Source organism: Paraburkholderia sp. BL10I2N1, assembly GCF_004361815.1.
In the GTDB taxonomy this organism is placed as follows: domain Bacteria; phylum Pseudomonadota; class Gammaproteobacteria; order Burkholderiales; family Burkholderiaceae; genus Paraburkholderia.
On record NZ_SNWA01000002.1, the window covers coordinates 691,308 to 709,889 of the forward strand.

Here is an 18,582-nt window from a genome sequence, read left to right on the forward strand (position 1 = left end):
CAAGGTCCTGCCCATCATCGATGCGTGCGCCCCGGACACATATTCCGGCCGCACACTCGCCGAACTATAGTGCCGCCGCCACTTTCTGGCCATTGGGACTGCCGAGCCCCGTGCACGCATCCCAGCCCGGCGTCGCGGCAAAGCTGCCGTTGTTGCCCTGCGTGATGTCGTTACATACGCCCCTGGCCTGATAGAGCTTTGGATTCACAAAACCGACCGACTCGCCCTTTGCCGCATTGATGCGGGCGATGAGCGCGGCCCACAAAGGCGCCACCGCACTCGTTCCGCCCACGACGGTCATGCTGCCGTCGATGAGCACGTCGTAGCCTGTGGCGGGCGAAGCGTCACCGGCCACATCGGGCACACCGCGCCCTGCCAGCGCCCTGCTGCCCCCTTGCGTGCCCGTCGCGGACAGGCCGTTTTGCCACGCCGGTACAGGAAACGCGGTACTTACGCCCCCGCCGCCCGCCCCCCCGTCCTGCCCGTCGTTCCACACGATCTCGCGCGCAATCGACTGCCCCGAAGCCTGCAGATTCGTGCCGCCGCAGGCGAGCACGTAGGGGCTCGACGCAGGAAAGTCGACGTGATCGCTACCGTCGCTGACACCGTCGCTCGAACCGCTATCGCCCGCTGCCGCGCACACCGTCACGCCCAACGCCGCAGCTGCCTGCAAGACGCTGTTGAATGCATTCAGCGACTGCGCGGTCCAGATCGTTTCCGGCCCGCCCCAACTGATGGAGATCACCGACGGCTTGTTTGTTGCGTCGTGCACGGCGCGGCTCACGGCATCGATGAAGCCGGCGTCGCTATTTGAAGTGAAGTAGACCGCGATCGTTGCCCCGGGCGCGATCGCTCCCGCGATTTCGATATCGAGCGTGACTTCGCCGTCCGGCCCATTTGGATCGCCGCTCGGCGCATTGCTGCCCTGATCGACGCCCACTGACACAACCTTGGGCACCGGCACACCGAGCCCCGAGAAATACGTGTTGAGATCGGAGTTCTGAAAGCCGCCGCCAAGCTCGATGATGCCGATGCACTGACCTGTGCCGTCACCCGGCGGGAAGTTGTACAGGGACGCGAGCTGCAGCGGGGTAAAGGTTGCCTGCTGAGCCTTCGCCGGCACAAACGGCGGCCGGATGCGAAAGTGAGGGCGCGCCTGCGGCCGGTTGTCGAGCCCGAGCACAGCGGTGACCACGCCGTACAGTTCGTCCGGAACGCAGATCGATCCCGTGCGCCCACGATACTGCCCCAGCGAATGATGCACATAATAGTGAAGCTGGACGTCGAAGGCCGTTTGGAACTGCGCGATCGTGCCGCTCAGCACGACAGTACCCGCCGCGGCGTCCTCGCGTACGACCGACAGGCCATGTTGCGCGGCGAAAGCCTTCAGCTTTGCGACATCATTGGGCGCGGCGCCAAACTCTTTGCCGAACTGTTCCCGCGAAACTGGTTGCGCCTTCGGGTCGCCCGACTCGATCTTTTTCATCAGTGCCTGAAACTGCTGCTCGCCCTGACGACGCAGCATCACCACCACCTCGATGGTCTCTGCCGGGTTGCAGCTGCCGACCACCTTCGAGCCCGACTGCACTGCCCGCTCGCTTCCCGCCAGTGGATGTTTTGTCATGGTATCGACTCCCCTCCGTGCACGGCGCGGGCGCCGTGCGTTGACCCCCGGACCAGCAGACCGTTCGACGACCTGCCTCGAAACCCACATAGGGTCTTTGTTTCCGAAACTGCGCTGAACCGTCGGACAAGTCCATTCGAACACAGTTCCAGCCTGAGCGATACCTGGCCGTACGGCCGATTCCCGCCGGCTTGCGAAGCCGCTACGATGTGTCCTGTCGCGCTATGATTGCGCGGCGTGCTACCGGCTCGCCCATTACTCGCGTGCAGTAAGTGCGCCCGATTGAAGAATTCGAGGAACCTTCCCATGTCCATTTCCATGTATCAGGCATCGGTGCCCGTGCTCGTGCGCGGTCTCACCAATCTCAAGACGTTCCTTGGCAAGGCGCAGGCCCATGCCGCCGAAAAGCAGATCGAGCCATCCGTGTTCATTGGTGCACGGCTCTTTCCCGACATGCTGCCGCTCAACCGCCAGGTGTATATCGCAACCGACACGGCCAAAGGTTGTGCTGCCCGCCTCGCTGGCGTCGAAGCGCCGAAGTACGACGATGTCGAAGTCACGTTCGACGAACTCGACGCCCGTATCCAGAAGACGATTGTTTACCTGAACGAGTTCAAGCCGGAACAGATCGACGGATCTGAAGAACGCCAGGTGACGCTGAAGATGCGTACCGGTGCGGTCGAGTTCACGGGCATCGCCTATCTGCTGCATTTCGCCCTGCCCAATTTCTTCTTCCACACCACGACGGCTTACGACATCCTGCGTCACAACGGCGTGGAACTGGGCAAGCTCGACTTTCTTGGACGCGGCACCAGCAACTGATCTACCCGGCGCGGCGTCGCTTCGGCGGCGCCGGTGTCGCGACGGTCATCGCGTGTCGCCGGTCGCCTCGTGTCGCGGGCTACCGGTGCCACACCATTCAAATGCGAGGCTGGAACGCGATGATGCTCATGCCCGCAAGCGTCACGACAGCGCCAGCCAGATCCCATAAGGTGGGGCGCACCTGCTCGACGCCCCACAGCCACAGAATCGCCACGGCCACGTATACGCCACCATAGGCCGCATAGACACGGCCCGCTGCCGTGCCATGTAATGTCAGCAGCCACGCGAACAGTGCCAGACTGAGCGCGCCCGGAACCAGCAGCCACGGTGAGCCGCCCTCTTTCAGCCAGCGCCAGGGCAAATAGCAACCCACGATCTCAGCGATCGCGGTGATGGCATAGAGGAGGAAAGTCTTCATCGAATGAACAGGTGCGGGAAAGTTGAGTCAGTCGCGTGACGGCGGCACGCAGCGTGTCGCCGTCCATGGCCTTTATTAGCGCAATCATTTTGCCCGATGCGACCCCCGCGCGCGACAGTGGTCCCGTCCTGTCTCCGTATCGGTTACGGCACGAACGTCAAATCACCTTGCATCGCCATCTGCCGGTTCGACTCGAAAACAGGCTTCTGTATTGGCTGCCTGCGCACCCGCGACGAATGCAAAGGATGGAAGAAAATGAAAGACAGGCATCGTCGGAAGGTGATCGAGGACCGGTCGCATACCGAAAGCAGGCTGAATAAATAGCCGCCCTGCAGCCCGCATCATTGGGCGTCTAGTCGAACGACAGACGCAGCGCGAAACCGATCAGTGCGGCGGAAAACGTCCAGCGCTGCACGGTCTGCGCGAGCGGATGCGTCCTCATCCAGTTTGCGATGCGCGCGGCACCGATCGCGTAAACCGCGTCGAAACACGCGCCCGCAATCAGCAAAACGACGCCCAGTTCCACTACCTGCATGACGACCGCGCCTTCCTGAGGCCGGACGAATTGCGGCAGCAGCACGGAGCAGAACAGCAACGCCTTTGGGTTCAGCAGATTGGTGAGCAGCCCCTTGATGAACGCGGCCCGCAGCGGACTCGGCTCCGCCGCCGCTGCGCCTGCGGACGGCAGCGCAAAGACCGGCGAGCGAAAAATCTGCACGGCGATCCACGCGAGATAGACCGCGCCGCCGTAACGCACCACGTCGTAAAGCCACGGCGCACTGCGCAGCAGCGCGGCAACGCCGCACGCGGAGAGTGTCACGTGTGTCGCGCGGGCAACGGCCAGGCCGCCTGCGGCCGCGAAGCCGCTACGTACGCCGCGCCCGATGCTCGTCTGCATGACGAGCGCCATGTCCGGTCCGGGCACTGCGTAGACCACCACCAGCGCGGCGATAAAAACGATCAGAAGATGAGTGGAAATCATGTCGGCCCCGCGTTCTCGAGGCCTCTATCTTGCAATCTTCTTGCGAGCGATTTCTGGCGTTTTTCCTATTGAATTAGCTCTTTATTGGTGCAATACGCTATACTTTCTGGATTCTATAGTGCCATCCCCTTACCATGACGAACGACCTCGACAAAGTCGACCGGGCCATCCTGGCCACCCTGCAAAACGACGGCCGCATGTCCAACGCACGGCTCGCCGAAGCCGTCGGTCTGAGCGAAACGCCCTGTGCGCGCCGCCTCAAACGTCTGGAAAGCGACGGATACATCGAACGCTACCGCGCGATGCTGTCGCGCTCCGCACTTGGACTCGGCGTTGTTGCCTTCGTCCATGTCCGCTTCGCGGTCCATGACCGCGCCGTCGCGACGCGCTTCGAGCGCGAGGTGCTGGCGATCCCCCGTATCCTGTCGTGCCACAACGTGTCGGGCAGCGCGGATTATGTGCTGCAGATCGTCGCGCGCGATCTCGACGACTACGGTACGTTCATGCGCGATGAGTTGCGCAGTTTGCCTGGCGTGACTTCGGTGGAGTCGTCGTTGTCGCTGCGCGAGGTCAAGGCGAATGGCGGTCTGCCGCTGCCGTGACAAGCCGGATCGCGGGCTGGCGCTGCGCGACTCGTGGCATAGTGAGCGGCGACACGGCGCATTTGCCGGATGAACGATGGAGTTGGAATGAACCACGAACAGGCGCGAGCCGAAGAATCCCGCGTGATGGAGCGCGTGCTCACAGCCACGAAGCAGGTGCAGACGGCCTTTGCTGCCCTGCAGTCGCAATTCCCGTCCGCGGGAACCGGACGGCCTTCGCAGATCGCGTTACAGACATTCGATGCCGCATTGCAGGAACTCGAAGAGGCCCAGGCCGCGTTCGACGAAATCCTCGGCGATCTGCTTGACGGCAATCGCTGAACGGACTATCTGCCCCACCTCCTGGCGAGCCGTCTTTGCGTCGTATGTCGCCGCACACCTTTCGCGTGCCGCTTCGCGTCTCTCAACTCGGAGGCACGCGCGACGATTGACCGTTAGTTGCGTTTTTTAAGACTGGATAACTCGTGCGTCGCCTGTAGAACAGCTGGATACTCAGTCTTCAGGGAAAAGGTCAGTCGTGGCAGCCACGATCAACCAGGATCCTGCGGCGTGCGCGCCGGCAGGCCCGCCGCACAGCAGCGATGCGAAGCTTCGGCGCGCTGTCTGGTTTGTAACGCTCCGGGTTCCCGGCATGGCTGGCGCTTCCCTTCGAAATGCCGATGCGCCTCGCCATGCGCCAGCTCGTGCGACTGGTGACGGCGCCGGGAGTCATACGACCCGGCACGTACCGGGTCGGTACACGCCGTTGGCTGGCTCGTTGCGGTTGGGTTCCGGCCATCGCCGGATTTGATACATCGCAGTATCTTTTCCTGTTCAGGAGCGCAACATGGGCAAGCAGACGATCGCAGACTATCTGGCCAGAACACTCGCGGCCGCAGGCGTCGAACGAATCTGGGGCGTGACGGGCGACAGCCTGAACGGGCTGGCGTTCAGCCTGAACCAGCTCGGCTCGATACGCTGGATGCACACCCGTCACGAGGAAGTCGCCGCGTTCGCGGCCGGCGCCGATGCGGCGTCGACCGGGAAGCTCGCCGTATGCGCGGGCAGTTGCGGTCCGGGCAACCTTCATCTGATCAACGGTCTCTTCGATTGCCATCGCAATCATCAGCCCGTGCTGGCGATTGCCGCGCACATTCCGTCGACGGAGATTGGGCTCGGCTACTTTCAGGAAACGCATCCGCAGGAGCTTTTCAGGGAGTGCAGCTATTTTGCCGAACTGGTGTCGAACGCCTCGCAGTTTCCGCGAGTCCTCGCACGCGCGATGCGTACGGCCATCGACGAGCGCGGCGTCGCCGTCATCGTGCTGCCCGGAGATGTCGCGCTAAGCGATGGCCCGGAAGAGCCCGCGACCTGGACCACCTCCGCCCCGCCGTCGATTGTCGCAGCCGACGCGGATCTCGACCGGCTGGCCGAACTGCTCAATACGTCGGAAGCGGTCACGCTGTTGTGCGGAAGCGGTACGCAAGGCGCGCATGACGAAGTTGTTGCGCTGGCCGATACGCTCGGTGCGCCCGTGGTCCATGCGCTGCGCGGCAAGCAGTTCGTCGAATGGGACAACCCCTTTGACGTCGGCATGACCGGGCTGATCGGTTTCAGTTCCGGCTATCACGCCATGGAATCGTGCGACACGCTGCTCATGCTGGGCACGGACTTTCCGTATCGCCCGTTCTATCCAGGCAACGCGAAGATTGCGCAGATCGATTGGAAGGGTTCGCAACTCGGCCATCGGGCGCCGCTTACGCTAGGGCTTGTGGGAACGGTCAAGGATACGATCAGGGCGGTGCTGCCTCGCCTGCATCGCAAGAACGATCGCAGGTTTCTCGAAAACGCGCTTCAGCACTATGTGTCCGCAAGAAAAGGACTGGACGACCTCGCCACGCCGTCCGATCCGGGCAGGCCGATTCATCCGCAATATCTTGCCAGGATGATCGATGAAGCGGCGAGCGCCGATGCGATCTTCACCGCCGACGTCGGCACGCCGACGGTCTGGGCCGCCCGCTACCTCACGATGAACGGCAGGCGCCAGTTGCACGGCTCGTTCAATCACGGGTCGATGGCCAACGCAATGCCACAGGCGCTCGGTGCGCAGGGCGCCAATCCTGGCAGGCAGGTGATTTCCCTGTCCGGCGACGGCGGGCTGTCGATGCTGCTCGGCGACCTCCTGACGGCGCGGCAACTCGAACTGCCGATCAAGGTGGTTGTGTTCAACAACAGCCTGCTTGGATTCGTTTCGATGGAACTCAAGGCTGGTGGGTATCTCGACACCAATGTCGATCTGAGCAAGACGGATTTCGCCGCGATTGCCAAGGGCGCAGGGATTTTCAGCATCAGGGTCGAGGAATCGGAAAGCCTTCCGGAGGCGTTGAAAGCGGCCTTTTCGCATCAGGGTCCCGCACTCGTCGATGTGGTGACAGCGAAGCACGAACTCGCGATGCCGCCCAAAATCGAGTTGTCGCATGCGCGGGGATTCAGCCTGTATATGCTGCGCGCGATCCTGAACGGGCGCGGCGACGAAATCGTCGACCTTGCCAGGACGAACCTGCGCTAGCGATTGATGCGTAGTCAGCCTGACATGCGGGCTGCCTTATACGGGCCGGGGCCGGGAAATTCTGCCGGTCCCGGCTCACCGTAGCTCCGAGGCGATGCAATGATCGCGCTGTTTACCGACTTTGGGGCCGACGACATCTATGTCGGACAGTTGAAGGTTGCCTTGCTGCGGCACACGCCAGCCGGCACCTCCCTCATCGATGTGTTGCACACTGCCCCGAATTTCGGGCCGCGCGCAGGAGCGCATCTGCTTGCCGCGCTTCGAAGCTGGTACTTGCCGGATACGGTCTTTCTGGCCGTGGTCGACCCCGGCGTGGGCAGCGAGCGCGACGCGGCCGTGCTGCACGCCGACGGGCAGTGGTTCGTGGGACCGGACAACGGTTTGCTCTCGGTCGTGGCGGCACGCGCGGCGCGAGCCCGAAGCTGGCGCATTACATGGCGTCCCGCGATGCTCTCCGCCTCGTTCCATGGCCGGGACCTGTTCGCCCCGATGGCAGCCTGGCTCAGCCGTGGCGACCTGCCGTCCGACAAGCTGGATGAGACCGCAGGCTTGCGTGTTCAACTCGGCGGGGACGACCTGGCGGAGGTCATCTACATCGATCACTATGGCAATTTGCTGACCGGGCTGCGGGCAGCTACCGTCGCAAGAAGCGCCCGCCTCGTCATCGCGGCCGGAGAGGTCGCCTATGCGCGGGTCTTTGCCGACGCCCAGGTCGGCCAGGCCTTCTGGTATGAAAACTCGATCGGGCTGGTGGAGATCGCGGTGAATTGCGGCAGCGCCGCGGCGCAACTTGGCGTGCGCGTCGGAGATCGGGTTCACGTAACCGGAGATCAGTGAGCCAGCGACCCAGGACGCCAGCAAACTGACAGCCGTCAGAGCATCGGCACGCTCCTCAATACAGCACAACCGAACGGATCGACTCGCCCTTCTTCATCAGCTCGAAGCCCTCGTTGATGCGTTCGAGCGGCAGACGGTGCGTGATCAGGTCGTCGATGTTGATCTTGCCTTCCATGTACCAGTCGACGATCTTCGGCACATCGGTGCGGCCGCGCGCGCCACCAAAAGCCGAGCCCTTCCACTCGCGGCCCGTCACCAGCTGGAACGGCCGCGTGCTGATTTCTTCGCCCGCGGCCGCCACCCCGATGATGAACGACTGGCCCCAGCCCTTGTGCGTGCATTCGAGCGCCTGACGCATGACCTTCGTGTTGCCGATGCATTCGAACGAGTAGTCCGCGCCGCCATCCGTCAATTGCACGATGTGGTCGACCACGTTCTCGACTTCGTTCGGGTTGATGAAGTGCGTCATGCCGAACTTCTTCGCCAGTTCGACGCGGCCTGGATTCAGGTCGACACCGATGATTTTGTCGGCACCGACCATCTTTGCGCCCTGAATCACGTTCAGGCCGATGCCGCCCAGACCGAACACGACGACATTCGCGCCCGCCTCGACCTTCGCCGAATACACCACGGCGCCGACGCCCGTCGTCACCCCGCAGCCGATGTAGCAGATCTTGTCGAACGGCGCGTCTTCACGCACCTTCGCGACCGCGATTTCCGGCACCACGATGTAGTTCGAGAACGTCGACGTGCCCATGTAATGAAACAGCGGCCTGCCGTCGATCGAAAAGCGCGACGTCGCATCGGGCATGAGGCCCTTGCCCTGCGTCGAGCGGATCGCCTGACACAGGTTGGTCTTGCGCGACAGGCAGAACTTGCACTGGCGGCATTCCGGCGTGTAGAGCGGAATCACATGATCGTCCTTCTTCAGCGTGCCGACACCGGGACCGACATCGACGATGACACCCGCACCCTCATGACCCAGAATCGCCGGGAAGATGCCTTCCGGGTCCGCGCCCGACAGCGTGAAGTAGTCGGTGTGGCAGATGCCCGTTGCCTTCACCTCAATCAGCACCTCGCCCGCACGCGGTCCTTCGAGATCGACCTCTTCGATCGTCAACGGCGCGCCGGCCTTCCATGCGATTGCTGCTTTTGTTCTCATATTGCTTCCCTCTGCTGAAGCGTTTGTTGTTCGGATTCGGCACTGTCCGGCCACCGTACCGGCCTTGCTCCGGCGATCACCACCACCCCGATTGCGCTCATCCGCAGTTCCGTGTTGCGCTTAGCGATAGCGGCCGGCGAGCGCCGATACCTGCTCGATGTTCTGCGGCGTGATGAATCCCGGTCCGGAACTGATGTTGCGTGCCTCGTAGACAGGCTTCAGCCCATACTCCTGCAGATGTTTGATGAACTTCGGATCCTTCTCGAGTTCCTTGCGAGCCGCGGCGATGTCCGCGTTGTGACTCCGGTGCATGATCGCCAGCATGGCGATGGGAATGTACCCCTGCAGATAGGGCTGCTGGTCCGTGCAGAACCTGACGGTGCCATCCTTGATCGCCTTCGCAACGTCGGAATCAATATCGAACGTCGCAAACCAGATCTTGCCGGCCAGACCCAGTTTGTTCACCGCGCGAATGGTCGGATCCGCGGAAGTCGGTCCCAACGTCAACACGGCCTGGGTATTCGGGTGAGAACGCAAATAAGCGCTGACCTTCGACTCGATGCCCGTCGGATCCGTCCCGACGTCGAGCGTCGATGCCTTGGAATCCGCGCCGATCGCATCGCCGAACCCGCGGCAACGCTCGAACGATAGCGGATTGGTTGCGTAGTGGTTCACGCACAGAAATGTCTTGACGCCATCCGCCTTCGCTCGCAGCCCAGCTTCCTTGCCTGCCAGGTACTCCGGCTGGCCTACGTGCATCAATGCGCCCAGGTCAGCGCTCTGCTGCTCCGTTCCGGTATTGGCGGTGATGAATGGAATGTTCTTTGCCTTCAGCTTCGAAACGGCTCCCTTGAGAAGATCGTAGTCGGCGATGGTGGTCACCACGCCGTCATAGTTACGTGCTGCGGCCTGGTTGATCAGTTGCACCATGTCGGCGACATCGCCGTTTGGCGGATTGCGGTAGTCGGTTTGGACGTTGAAGTCAGCGTCGGCCTGCTTGATACCGTTCTTGACCGTGTTCCACCATGCATCCGAATCCGGCGCATGCGTGATGAAGTCAAAGTGCGCAACCGGTTCTGCATAGGCGCCGGCGCATAGCCCCAGACTCAACGCTGCGGCAGTCAGACGAAGCATCTTCCCAAGTGGGGATTTCATAGCTGTCTCCTTGTTTATGTGTATGTGCCGATGTCACGAAATCGGCGACGCTCGCGTTGCCTCGACTTCGAGACATCGCGGTCAATCGGTTGGCAAACCGATGAACACCTTGTTGTCTTCGATCTTCACCGGGTGAGTCACGAGGTTGATGCAGACGGGCGCACCTTTTGCGATGCCCGTCGGAATGTGAAAACGCCCCATATGCATTGGACATTCGATGATCTCGCCGAACACGAGCCCTTCGGTCAGGCGCGCCGTTTCATGGGTACAAAGCCCCGCCGATGCGTAGAAGCCGCTTGGCGTGTGATAGATCGCATACAGCCTGTCGTTGTGACTGAACTCGATGACGTCTTCTTCGTCGATGTCATCACAGGCGCAGACCGGATGCCATTGCAGGATGTTCATTGCACTCTCTCCGCGCTCAGCGCGCTTGAGCCACAAGCGGCGTTTCGGTGGTGGGTTCGGCTGCGTCGGACGGCGACTTGCCCGGTACGCGCGGCGTGACCATATAGTCAGGGTCGCGCCGTTGCATCCTGAAAACGTGGAGGATTTCGCCCCACGCGCTAAAGAAGCCTTCGTAGGCCGGCGCGAGGTCTGCCTCGATGGCCTCGCGCAGTTTCGGCAAGGCGTGGAACGGCACGTTCGGAAACATGTGGTGCTCGACGTGGTAGTTCATGTTCCAGTACAGGAACTGCAAAAACCGGTTCAGCTTGATCGTTCGTGTCGAGTAGCGGTGATCCAGCTCGTTTTCACGCAGTCCCGTGTGCTGTGTTATCGCAAGCAGTTCATGCAGCCATGCGCCATATGAGCGCGGCAGCAGAAGGAAGACCACCGGGAACCAACTGTCGGCGGCGATCGCCCACCCGGCCACGCCGACGTATAGCAACAGGATCACGCGGGAGTTCCGGCACATTGAGCGATATTCGGTGGGCGGCACGACCGCTTTCGCACTCTTCGAGACGATGCCGAAACTATGCAGGACGATGTTGCCCAGGTGATGAATGCCGTGCGAGACACGCAGAAAATCGGTGGCCAGCTTCAGATAGTTCGGTGGCCGCCTGACGGCAATTTCAACGTCGGAGGGGACCGTTGCCGTCAGATGTGTGTAGGTATGGTGTTGCGCATGCGACCACCGGCTGTAGATCTGCTCGCGCCATGTCATGAAGCAGATCAGCCAGTGCACCGACTCGTTCAGCCACTCGCTTCTGAACGGCGTGCGATGGCGCAGTTCGTGTTCCATCGCCTCCGCGAACGCATAGAGCGTTCCATAAAGAAGGAACGCCGGTACACACCAGAGCGTACCGAGCGTCAGCCACGCGAGCACGCCGCTTCCCGCCACGAGGCCCATGAAGCCGACGAAATGCAGCAGGGCGACGCGATCGTTGCGCCGCGTGACCTCCTTGAGCACCTTCCTGTCGAGCCGGCATTTGTACCAGTCGTCCATGGTGATCACTTTCCTGCTGTCTTGCTGGTTGGACATGAATCGCACCCTGTGCTTGATGTTCGCGGCGATGATGAGTTACGTGATGCATTGATCATCCTTGAGTGCATTTAAGTCTCTTTATGAGGTATCGTCAAACTCTAAAATGACTCATTTTGAGACCATTAGGGTATTCCACAAGTGCGCGACCCCGTTTTACTGCAGGGTTTACCGGCTCGCATCACAAGGAGCCTCAAAAGACTCAGTTCTTGAGGCAAAATGAGGGCTGCAAGGGCGGGGTCCTCGCGCCACGACAACCGGGAATGCACGATGAAGGGCAAGCCGACGCTGAAGCAACTCATGGAGATGACACAACTCAGCCGGGCGACAATCGATCGCGCGCTGAACAACCGGCCTGGGGTCCATCCGCGTACGCGAAGCGCAGTCGACGCGGCGCTGAGGCAACTGGGCTCCGGCTCGCAGGCACGCGTGTCGCCTGCCGTGCGGCAGCGCAGTTACGCGTTCAGGTTGCTGGCCCAGGCAGGGGACGCCTTTACCGATGAGTTGACTCGAAGCGCGGCCGAACTTGAAGCGGAATTTGCCGCATCGGAGGTGCGACTGGAAATCATAAGCTGCGTGGGCGCTTCGGACGACGATGTGGCTGCAAGCCTGCGCGACACTGCCGATGCAGCAGACGGCATTGCAATCATCTGCACGAACACGGCGGCGACGACCGCGGCCCTGCGCAAATGCATGGCAGCCGGCAAGCCGGTCGTTACGCTGATTACCGATGTCGATGCCGACGCCCGTCATACCTACGTGGGTGTCAATAACCGGGCAGCCGGGCAGTCCGCCGCGTTTCTCATCGGGCGGCATTTGCAGGCACACACATCGCCCGACGTCGCGGTGGTCGTCGCGACGTTTTCCTACACCTGCCACGAGGATCGGGAGATCGGTTTCCGCTCTCTCTTGAGGCAGCGGTTCCCAAACGTCAATCTGATCGAGGTCATCAAGGGCGCGGATTCCGGGGCCGCCACCTATGAGGCGACCCGGCGCTTTCTGGACGAGCACGGCAAGCTCGATGCCATTTACAACGTGGCGGGAGGAAACGAAGGCCTGGCTGCGGCGCTGCGCGAACGCGACCTTGTGGGTCGGACGGTCTATGTCACCCACGAAGTCAACCGGGTAACTGAGCCGCTTTTGCGTGCCGACGCGATCGATTACCTGCTTACACAGGACCTTCGGCTCCTGCTGCGTACGGCGGTCGAGCACCTGAAATCCGCATGTGAAGGTCAGGTTGTTCCCGCCCAGGCAATCATCCCGATAGAGACGTATTCCCGCTACTCGCTGTATTAGGGCCTGTCGTCGCGACGACGGAAATGCAGGGACGGCCCCTTCGTTCTAGCTCTCCGAGCGCTTCAGCCGCATTGAAACGGAGAAGCGCTCTGCCGGATGGACGCTCACGGATACCTCGAACGTTTCTCCAGCAGCATCCAGATACCTCCGGACGATTTCGAGCGCCGCGGACCCCTGCTCCACGTGCAGCCGTTCTGCCATTTCCGCCGACACCAGCACTGCGTGCACGTCCTGCTGGATCTCCGCGATGCACCGTCCGTAGTGCGCTTCGATCAGTGCGCTGATCAGGGTATCGGGTTGCTCGCGAGCGGCCTGCGCGACTTCGGTGTACGCCGGGTCCATATAGACGTCGGTCCATCCCACCGGCGCACTGTCCTTGTTTCTATCGATACGCAGGCTCGATATCCGCAGCCAGCGTACGCCGGCGGCACATTTCAGCGTCTTCGCAAGCTTGCCCTGCGCCGTGATCTGGTCTGTCGACTGCACTCGACGTAAGTGCTCGGACATATTGAAAATCAACCGGCCCCGATCCATCTGCCTTTACCGCACTTTCACGAGGTCGCAATGACGAATCGCACTCTCTCGATGGCCAGCACCGTGGTCGATTCCATCCTGTTTCGCGATGCTCTCGGCACCGCGAAAATGCGCGCACTGTTCTCCGATTACGCGCTCGTGCAGCGCTACATCGACGTCGAAGTGGCACTGGCGAAAGCCGAGGCGCGCATCGGCGTGATTCCCGTTGAAGCGGCGGAGATGATTGCGCGCGAATCCAGCATCGAGCGGATCGACTTCGATCACATGCGCGAAGAAACCGATATCGTCGGCTACCCCATCCTGCCGCTCGTTCATCAACTCGTCGACATGTGCGGCGAAGCCGGTCGTTACGTCCATTGGGGTGCGACGACGCAGGACATCATGGACACGGCGGTGTCTCTCCAGGTGCGCGATGCACTCGACGCAATCGACAGCGACATACGCGAACTGCGCGCCATCCTCGCCGGCCTGGCGAAGAAGCATCGCGACACGCCGATGGCCGGCCGCACGCATTCGCAGCAGGCGCTGCCTGTCACCTTCGGCTACAAGGTGGCGATCTGGCTCGCGATGTTCGACAGGCATCAGGAAAGGCTTGCGCAATTGCGCCCACGCGTAGCGGTCGTCGAATTCGCAGGCGCGGCAGGAACGCTGGCGTCGCTCGGCGAGAAAGGTTTCGAGGTCCAGAAGGCGCTCGCCGAAGAACTCGGACTCAGTGTGCCCGCGACGACATGGCACGTCGCACGCGATGGATTTGCCGAAGCGGTGAACCTGCTCGCGCTCGTGACCGGCTCGCTCGGCAAGATCGCGCTCGACATCATGATCATGGCGTCGACGGAATTTGCCGAGGTCTACGAGCCCTTCGTCAAAGGCCGCGGCGCGAGCAGCACCATGCCGCAAAAGCGCAATCCGATTTCCAGCGAGTTGATGCTGGCCGCTGCGAAAGCGGTGCGCCAGCACGCGGGACTGATGGTCGACGCGATGATCCAGGACTTCGAGCGCGCGACTGGGCCATGGCATGCCGAATGGATCGCGATTCCCGAGAGCTTCATCCTGTCAGCCGGTGCGCTGCACCAGGCGAAATTCGCGCTCGGCGGCCTGATCGTCGATACCGACCGCATGGAGCACAACCTCGGCATCAGCAAAGGGTTGATCGTGACCGAGGCCGTGATGATGGGGATGGCGCCGTTCACGGGCCGCCAGCAGGCACATGACATCGTGTACGACGCCTGTCGCACGGTGAACGAAAAAGGCGGGACGCTCGCTGACGCGCTGGCCGCCATGCCCGAAGTCAGTGTGCATTTCGACCGCGCGTCGATCGACCGCATGACCGATCCCGCCAACTACCTTGGGCTCGCGCCGCAAATGGTGGACCGGGCTGTAGAACTGTCCAGCGTGATCTGACGACATTCGAGCGCGCGGCGTGGAGGAGCATACGATGAGCAACGCAAACGCATCACACGACGAACCGGTCGTCACCCCCCTGAGGAAGCTGCCGTGGTACCGCAGCTAGGCATGCAGGTATTGCTGGCGCTGGTACTCGGCATCGCGGTGGGTCTGGTCTTTCCGAAGTTCGGCTCGCAACTGAAGGTGTTGGGCGACGTTTTCCTCTCGCTCATCAAGGCGGGCGTCGCGCCGCTGGTGTTCCTCACGATCGTGCACGGCATTGCGTCGGCAGGCGACGTGAAGAGCGCAGGCCGCGTCGGCTGGCGCTCGATCGTCTACTTCGAAGTCGTCTCGACGATCGCTCTCATGGTCGGCCTGCTCGCCGGCAACCTGCTGCAAACGGGCAAGGGCATGACCCCAGTCGCGGTCGGCGCCATGCCGGCGTCCGCGGCGAAAGTCGTGCCTCAGGGTTTCAGCGAGTTCATCATGCACCTCGTGCCCGATAACTTCATCGGCGCATTCGCCAAAGGAGAATTGCTGCAGGTCGTGGTACTCGCGGTGATGGTTGGCATCGGCATTCTCGCCATTCCGGAGCGCCGGCGCGTCATGATCAACGAAGGCCTCGATCTCGTCTCCGAGGTGCTGTTCTCGTTTATCAACCTCGTCATGAAGCTGGCGCCTCTCGGCACCCTCGGCGCCATCGCCTACTCGGTGGGCAGCAACCGCACTGCCGTGCTGATCGCGCTGGCCCAGCTTGTCTTCAGCTTTTACGCGGTCGTGGTGCTGTTTATCGTCGTCGTGATGGGCATCATCGCAAAGCTGGCGGGATTCAGCCTGTGGCGCTTCCTCCGCTATATCAAGGACGAGATATTCATCGTGCTCGGTACGGCGTCGTCGGAAAGTGCGCTGCCACGCCTCTTGATCAAGCTCGAACGGCTCGGCTGTGCGAAGCAGACCGTCGGCCTCGTGCTGCCGACAGGCTATGCGTTCAACCTGGACGGCACGTCGCTGTTCATGTCGATCGGCGTGATGTTCATCGCGCATGCCTACGGTGTGCCAATCACGCTCGAGCAGCAGATCGGTTTGCAGTTGCTCATGCTATTGACATCCAAAGGCGCAGCGACCGTGTCGGGCGGTTCGTTCGTGGTGTTCGCCGCGACGGTCACCTCGACGGGCATTCTTCCGGTCGAAGGGCTGGCAGTGATCTTTCGCGTCTACCGCTTCATGTCAATGGCGATCGCGACTTGCAATACGATCGGCAACAGCCTCGCGACGGTCGTCATCGCGAAATGGTCACGAACGTTCGACGCGACCATCGCAGAACGCCACCTCTATCCCGAGCGATATCCGGACACTGCGCGAACTGACGCACGGCTCGACGACGGCAACCTTCTGCCGGAAGACGTGAGCGATGCGAATCCACACCCCGCAGGCATTTCGATTAAAAGTGCGGGCACGACGCATTGATTCCAGGCGGCCCGCATCATCCATCTCTGCGTTGCAGGTTTCGCGCGCCGTCGAAATGAGTTGCCTGGCGATGGGAACCCAAGTCGCAGTCGTCCAGCGGTTACCCAGACACATCGCACACCGGTGTGTTCAGACTATGGCCCTCGCGCGCCCCATATCGACGGTTGAGCCGGTGCGGGACGCTTCGGCGATCGCCTCGGTGATGCGCAGGTTTTGCAGACCGTCGTAGACCGAGACGAGCGGCTGGGCGATTCCAGCTATTACGTCGCAGAAATGCGCCAGCTGCAGTTCGAGCGGGTCTGCGCGGTCGATATCGGCCACGCCTGTTTCAAACGGTTTCCACCACGAGCGGTCTTGCTCGCGCGCGTAGGTCTTGAGGCGCATTGTCGGCACGGACAGCGAACCCATGTCGCCGGCGATGACGTAGCAGTCTTCGTCGTCATAGCTCGGATAGCGCCTGTTTTCCTGCGACGTCTGTTCCCAGCTGCGCGCCGAACCTGCAGTATCGGAAAGAAAAAATGTGCCGAGCGTGCCGTTCTCGAAACGCAGGTTGATGGGGACCGTGTCCTCTACCGGAAACCCCCGGGTCGCATTCGACGACAGCGCCTGCACGGCGACGATCTCGCCGCACAGCGAACGAAGATTGCCGATCTCGTGAATCATGTTGATGAGGATCGGGCCTCCGCCTGCCTCACGCCGCCATGGCGCGTGGTCGAAGTAGTCGTCCGGTTTGTAGAAAACGGCGCTGCCCATCACACCGACGAGCTTGCCGATCTTTCCCTGCTGAATGATTTCCCGCGCCTTCGTGAGGATCGGGCTGTGCGCGCGATGATGTCCGACGAGCAGCGGCACAGTGGCGCGCTCAGACGCGGCCCGCAGGCGCTCGCCCTCTTCCAGCGAGTGGGCGACCGGCTTTTCGATCAGCGCCGGCACGGCAGCGGCGATGCACTCCAGCGCCTGCCCGACATGCAACTGGTTCGGCGTGGCAAGCACCACACCGTCGGGACGGTTCTTTTCGAAGAGTTCGCCGAGCGATCTGAAGAGCGGAACGTTGGCGTTTTCGGCGACTTCGGCAGCGGCGGGACCCGGGTCGACGATGGCCGTCAACTGGCAGCGGACGCTCTCATGAATCAACTCGATGTGGCGTCGGCCGATGAGGCCCGCGCCGGCAACGGCAAGCTGGGTCTGTCTCAGATTGATCTGTTTTCGGCCGCACAGGGATTGGACGGCACCGCGAATCGAGGCTAGATTACTCTTGCCAATGACCAATACAATGCATCAAGATGGAAACTCATAATGCGCTATCAGCCAATAAAGACGGCTTCCTGCGCGACCTCCAGTTGTTCTGCACGGTGGCCCGCCGCTCAAGCTTCATCACCGCCTCAACCGAGATGGGCATTTCGCCTTCGCATGTCAGCATGCGCATTGCGATGCTTGAGAAGAGTCTTGGCGTAAAGCTCTTTCTACGCACGACTCGCCGCGTGAGCGTGACGAGCGACGGCGAAGCGGCATTCCAGTGGGCGCAAAAAATTCTCGAAGACGTGCAGGGAATGGCCGACGCTTTCGCCGGACTGAAGAGCGACCCACGCGGCCTGATCCGGATCAGTACGAGCCTGCGGCTAGGCCGCGAACACGTCTCTCCGATCCTGTCGTTGCTGAGGAAACGTTACACCGGCCTCGAAATCTGGCTTGAACTGCTCGACCGACGGGTCGATCTGGTCGGCGAAAGTTTTGACATCGACATTCGGGTCGGCGATGTTGAGGAGCCGCACCTGATCGCCTCGAAGATCGTCGATAGCATGCGCATCCTGTGCGCGGCACCGGCTTATCTCGAACGGGCGGGCACGCCTCGGTCTCTGTCTGATCTCGCCCAGCACGATTGCCTGCTCTTTCGTGAACGTGACCAGCGTTTCGGTGTCTGGCGGGTGACCGGGCCCGACGGAGAAAAGTCGGTCAAGGTCACCGGCCCCATCGCATCGAATCACAGCGACATCGTGCGACAGTGGGCGCTCGAGGGCTGCGGCGTGATCATGGCATCGATATGGGATGTCGCTTCGAGTCTTGAGTCGGGCGCGCTCGTGCGTGTGCTGCCCAACCATCAACAACCCGCTGATGTCTGGGCTGTTACGTCAGCGCGCGCATCGTCGTCGGCGAAAATTCGTGTCTGCGTGGAGTTCTTGAAGGAGCAGTTGACAAGCGGGCCGTTCGCGTTGATTACGCGGGGTGTTGGCGGTCCTTGATGCATTCCCGACAACTCCCGCTGCGCGCCGGG

19 protein-coding genes and 1 pseudogene are annotated in these 18,582 nt (G+C 61.8%); 11 read left to right on the forward strand and 9 right to left on the reverse strand.

From position 1 onward, the window contains the following. Nucleotides 1–64: 64 nt before the first annotated feature. A complete protein-coding gene (locus tag B0G77_RS25080) occupies nucleotides 65–1,624 on the reverse strand; it encodes a S53 family peptidase (RefSeq protein ID WP_133664738.1) in 1,560 nt (519 codons plus the stop codon). Nucleotides 1,625–1,930: 306 nt separating this feature from the next. Between B0G77_RS25080 and B0G77_RS25085 the strand changes: the two genes are divergently transcribed. Then, nucleotides 1,931–2,446: a DUF1993 domain-containing protein gene (locus B0G77_RS25085; protein ID WP_133664739.1), complete on the forward strand. Its 516-nt coding sequence runs from the start codon at nucleotides 1,931–1,933 to the stop codon at nucleotides 2,444–2,446. Between the two features lie 97 nt (nucleotides 2,447–2,543). Here B0G77_RS25085 and B0G77_RS25090 read toward each other — a convergent pair whose 3' ends face one another. Next, a complete protein-coding gene (locus B0G77_RS25090) occupies nucleotides 2,544–2,864 on the reverse strand; it encodes a YnfA family protein (RefSeq protein WP_133664740.1) in 321 nt (106 codons plus the stop codon). Nucleotides 2,865–3,002: 138 nt separating this feature from the next. On the opposite strand from B0G77_RS25090, the gene B0G77_RS25095 reads away from it, so the two are divergent. Further along, on the forward strand, nucleotides 3,003–3,188 hold the full coding sequence (locus B0G77_RS25095) for a DUF1289 domain-containing protein (RefSeq protein ID WP_243751389.1): 186 nt from the start codon (nucleotides 3,003–3,005) through the stop codon (nucleotides 3,186–3,188). A 28-nt stretch (nucleotides 3,189–3,216) separates the two neighbouring features. Here B0G77_RS25095 and B0G77_RS25100 read toward each other — a convergent pair whose 3' ends face one another. Further along, a complete protein-coding gene (locus tag B0G77_RS25100; RefSeq protein WP_133664742.1) occupies nucleotides 3,217–3,846 on the reverse strand; it encodes a LysE family translocator in 630 nt (209 codons plus the stop codon). 134 nt (nucleotides 3,847–3,980) lie between these two features. On the opposite strand from B0G77_RS25100, the gene B0G77_RS25105 reads away from it, so the two are divergent. The 4 genes from B0G77_RS25105 (at nucleotide 3,981) to B0G77_RS25120 (ending at nucleotide 7,833) form a co-directional block, all read left to right on the forward strand. Further along, on the forward strand, nucleotides 3,981–4,448 hold the full coding sequence (locus B0G77_RS25105; RefSeq protein ID WP_133664743.1) for an Lrp/AsnC family transcriptional regulator: 468 nt from the start codon (nucleotides 3,981–3,983) through the stop codon (nucleotides 4,446–4,448). Nucleotides 4,449–4,535: 87 nt separating this feature from the next. Then, complete coding sequence (locus B0G77_RS25110; RefSeq protein ID WP_133664744.1) at nucleotides 4,536–4,769, forward strand: hypothetical protein; 234 nt, start codon at nucleotides 4,536–4,538, stop codon at nucleotides 4,767–4,769. Between the two features lie 505 nt (nucleotides 4,770–5,274). Next, entirely contained in the window at nucleotides 5,275–6,996 is a 1,722-nt protein-coding gene (gene poxB, locus B0G77_RS25115) for a ubiquinone-dependent pyruvate dehydrogenase (RefSeq protein ID WP_133664745.1), read from the forward strand. Nucleotides 6,997–7,095: 99 nt separating this feature from the next. Then, a complete protein-coding gene (locus tag B0G77_RS25120; RefSeq protein WP_133664746.1) occupies nucleotides 7,096–7,833 on the forward strand; it encodes an SAM-dependent chlorinase/fluorinase in 738 nt (245 codons plus the stop codon). 55 nt (nucleotides 7,834–7,888) lie between these two features. Here the strand turns inward: B0G77_RS25120 and B0G77_RS25125 are convergent, their stop codons facing one another. From B0G77_RS25125 to B0G77_RS25140, 4 genes are all read right to left on the reverse strand, one after another. Beyond that, nucleotides 7,889–8,995 (reverse strand): S-(hydroxymethyl)glutathione dehydrogenase/class III alcohol dehydrogenase, encoded by a 1,107-nt coding sequence (locus B0G77_RS25125; protein ID WP_133664747.1) that lies wholly within the window; start codon nucleotides 8,993–8,995, stop codon nucleotides 7,889–7,891. 120 nt (nucleotides 8,996–9,115) lie between these two features. Next, nucleotides 9,116–10,150, reverse strand: a complete 1,035-nt coding sequence (locus tag B0G77_RS25130) for a sugar ABC transporter substrate-binding protein (protein ID WP_133664748.1) — start codon at nucleotides 10,148–10,150, stop codon at nucleotides 9,116–9,118. Between the two features lie 81 nt (nucleotides 10,151–10,231). Then, a complete protein-coding gene (locus tag B0G77_RS25135; protein ID WP_133664749.1) occupies nucleotides 10,232–10,555 on the reverse strand; it encodes a non-heme iron oxygenase ferredoxin subunit in 324 nt (107 codons plus the stop codon). Between the two features lie 16 nt (nucleotides 10,556–10,571). Continuing rightward, nucleotides 10,572–11,630 carry a fatty acid desaturase gene (locus B0G77_RS25140; RefSeq protein WP_133664750.1) on the reverse strand — a complete coding sequence of 353 codons (1,059 nt, stop codon included), beginning with the start codon at nucleotides 11,628–11,630 and terminating at the stop codon, nucleotides 10,572–10,574. 468 nt (nucleotides 11,631–12,098) lie between these two features. On the opposite strand from B0G77_RS25140, the gene B0G77_RS25145 reads away from it, so the two are divergent. Then, nucleotides 12,099–12,926: a substrate-binding domain-containing protein gene (locus B0G77_RS25145; RefSeq protein WP_243751201.1), complete on the forward strand. Its 828-nt coding sequence runs from the start codon at nucleotides 12,099–12,101 to the stop codon at nucleotides 12,924–12,926. 45 nt (nucleotides 12,927–12,971) lie between these two features. Here the strand turns inward: B0G77_RS25145 and B0G77_RS25150 are convergent, their stop codons facing one another. Next, nucleotides 12,972–13,433 (reverse strand): UTRA domain-containing protein, encoded by a 462-nt coding sequence (locus B0G77_RS25150; protein WP_243751202.1) that lies wholly within the window; start codon nucleotides 13,431–13,433, stop codon nucleotides 12,972–12,974. A gap of 57 nt (nucleotides 13,434–13,490) precedes the next feature. Here B0G77_RS25150 and B0G77_RS25155 point away from each other — a divergent pair, with 57 nt between their 5' ends. Beyond that, a complete protein-coding gene (locus B0G77_RS25155; RefSeq protein WP_133664753.1) occupies nucleotides 13,491–14,861 on the forward strand; it encodes an adenylosuccinate lyase family protein in 1,371 nt (456 codons plus the stop codon). 34 nt (nucleotides 14,862–14,895) lie between these two features. Beyond that, nucleotides 14,896–16,310, forward strand: a pseudogene (locus B0G77_RS25160) (cation:dicarboxylase symporter family transporter). 129 nt (nucleotides 16,311–16,439) lie between these two features. Here B0G77_RS25160 and B0G77_RS25165 read toward each other — a convergent pair. Continuing rightward, nucleotides 16,440–17,465, reverse strand: coding sequence for a Gfo/Idh/MocA family oxidoreductase (locus B0G77_RS25165; RefSeq protein ID WP_243751390.1), 1,026 nt, complete (start codon nucleotides 17,463–17,465; stop codon nucleotides 16,440–16,442). On the opposite strand from B0G77_RS25165, the gene B0G77_RS45325 reads away from it, so the two are divergent. Both B0G77_RS45325 and B0G77_RS25170 read left to right on the forward strand, forming a co-directional pair. Then, nucleotides 17,436–17,558 (forward strand): hypothetical protein, encoded by a 123-nt coding sequence (locus tag B0G77_RS45325; protein WP_279571374.1) that lies wholly within the window; start codon nucleotides 17,436–17,438, stop codon nucleotides 17,556–17,558. The two genes, B0G77_RS25165 and B0G77_RS45325, sit on opposite strands and share 30 nt — an antisense overlap. A 35-nt stretch (nucleotides 17,559–17,593) precedes the next feature. Next, nucleotides 17,594–18,550, forward strand: a complete 957-nt coding sequence (locus tag B0G77_RS25170; RefSeq protein WP_133664754.1) for a LysR family transcriptional regulator — start codon at nucleotides 17,594–17,596, stop codon at nucleotides 18,548–18,550. Nucleotides 18,551–18,582: the final 32 nt, after the last annotated feature.

Excerpts from the sequence above, each read along its gene's own strand:
- B0G77_RS25150 (WP_243751202.1), bottom strand. The coding sequence starts at position 13,433 with ATGTCCGAGCACTTACGTCGAGTGCAGTCGACAGACCAGATCACGGCG.
- B0G77_RS45325 (WP_279571374.1), top strand. The coding sequence starts at position 17,436 with ATGAATCAACTCGATGTGGCGTCGGCCGATGAGGCCCGCGCCGGCAAC.
- B0G77_RS25080 (WP_133664738.1), bottom strand. The coding sequence starts at position 1,624 with ATGACAAAACATCCACTGGCGGGAAGCGAGCGGGCAGTGCAGTCGGGC.
- B0G77_RS25135 (WP_133664749.1), bottom strand. The coding sequence starts at position 10,555 with ATGAACATCCTGCAATGGCATCCGGTCTGCGCCTGTGATGACATCGAC.
- B0G77_RS25170 (WP_133664754.1), top strand. The coding sequence starts at position 17,594 with ATGGAAACTCATAATGCGCTATCAGCCAATAAAGACGGCTTCCTGCGC.
- B0G77_RS25155 (WP_133664753.1), top strand. The coding sequence starts at position 13,491 with ATGACGAATCGCACTCTCTCGATGGCCAGCACCGTGGTCGATTCCATC.
- B0G77_RS25125 (WP_133664747.1), bottom strand. The coding sequence starts at position 8,995 with ATGAGAACAAAAGCAGCAATCGCATGGAAGGCCGGCGCGCCGTTGACG.
- B0G77_RS25100 (WP_133664742.1), bottom strand. The coding sequence starts at position 3,846 with ATGATTTCCACTCATCTTCTGATCGTTTTTATCGCCGCGCTGGTGGTG.
- B0G77_RS25130 (WP_133664748.1), bottom strand. The coding sequence starts at position 10,150 with ATGAAATCCCCACTTGGGAAGATGCTTCGTCTGACTGCCGCAGCGTTG.
- B0G77_RS25110 (WP_133664744.1), top strand. The coding sequence starts at position 4,536 with ATGAACCACGAACAGGCGCGAGCCGAAGAATCCCGCGTGATGGAGCGC.
- poxB (WP_133664745.1), top strand. The coding sequence starts at position 5,275 with ATGGGCAAGCAGACGATCGCAGACTATCTGGCCAGAACACTCGCGGCC.
- B0G77_RS25120 (WP_133664746.1), top strand. The coding sequence starts at position 7,096 with ATGATCGCGCTGTTTACCGACTTTGGGGCCGACGACATCTATGTCGGA.
- B0G77_RS25085 (WP_133664739.1), top strand. The coding sequence starts at position 1,931 with ATGTCCATTTCCATGTATCAGGCATCGGTGCCCGTGCTCGTGCGCGGT.
- B0G77_RS25140 (WP_133664750.1), bottom strand. The coding sequence starts at position 11,630 with ATGTCCAACCAGCAAGACAGCAGGAAAGTGATCACCATGGACGACTGG.
- B0G77_RS25090 (WP_133664740.1), bottom strand. The coding sequence starts at position 2,864 with ATGAAGACTTTCCTCCTCTATGCCATCACCGCGATCGCTGAGATCGTG.
- B0G77_RS25105 (WP_133664743.1), top strand. The coding sequence starts at position 3,981 with ATGACGAACGACCTCGACAAAGTCGACCGGGCCATCCTGGCCACCCTG.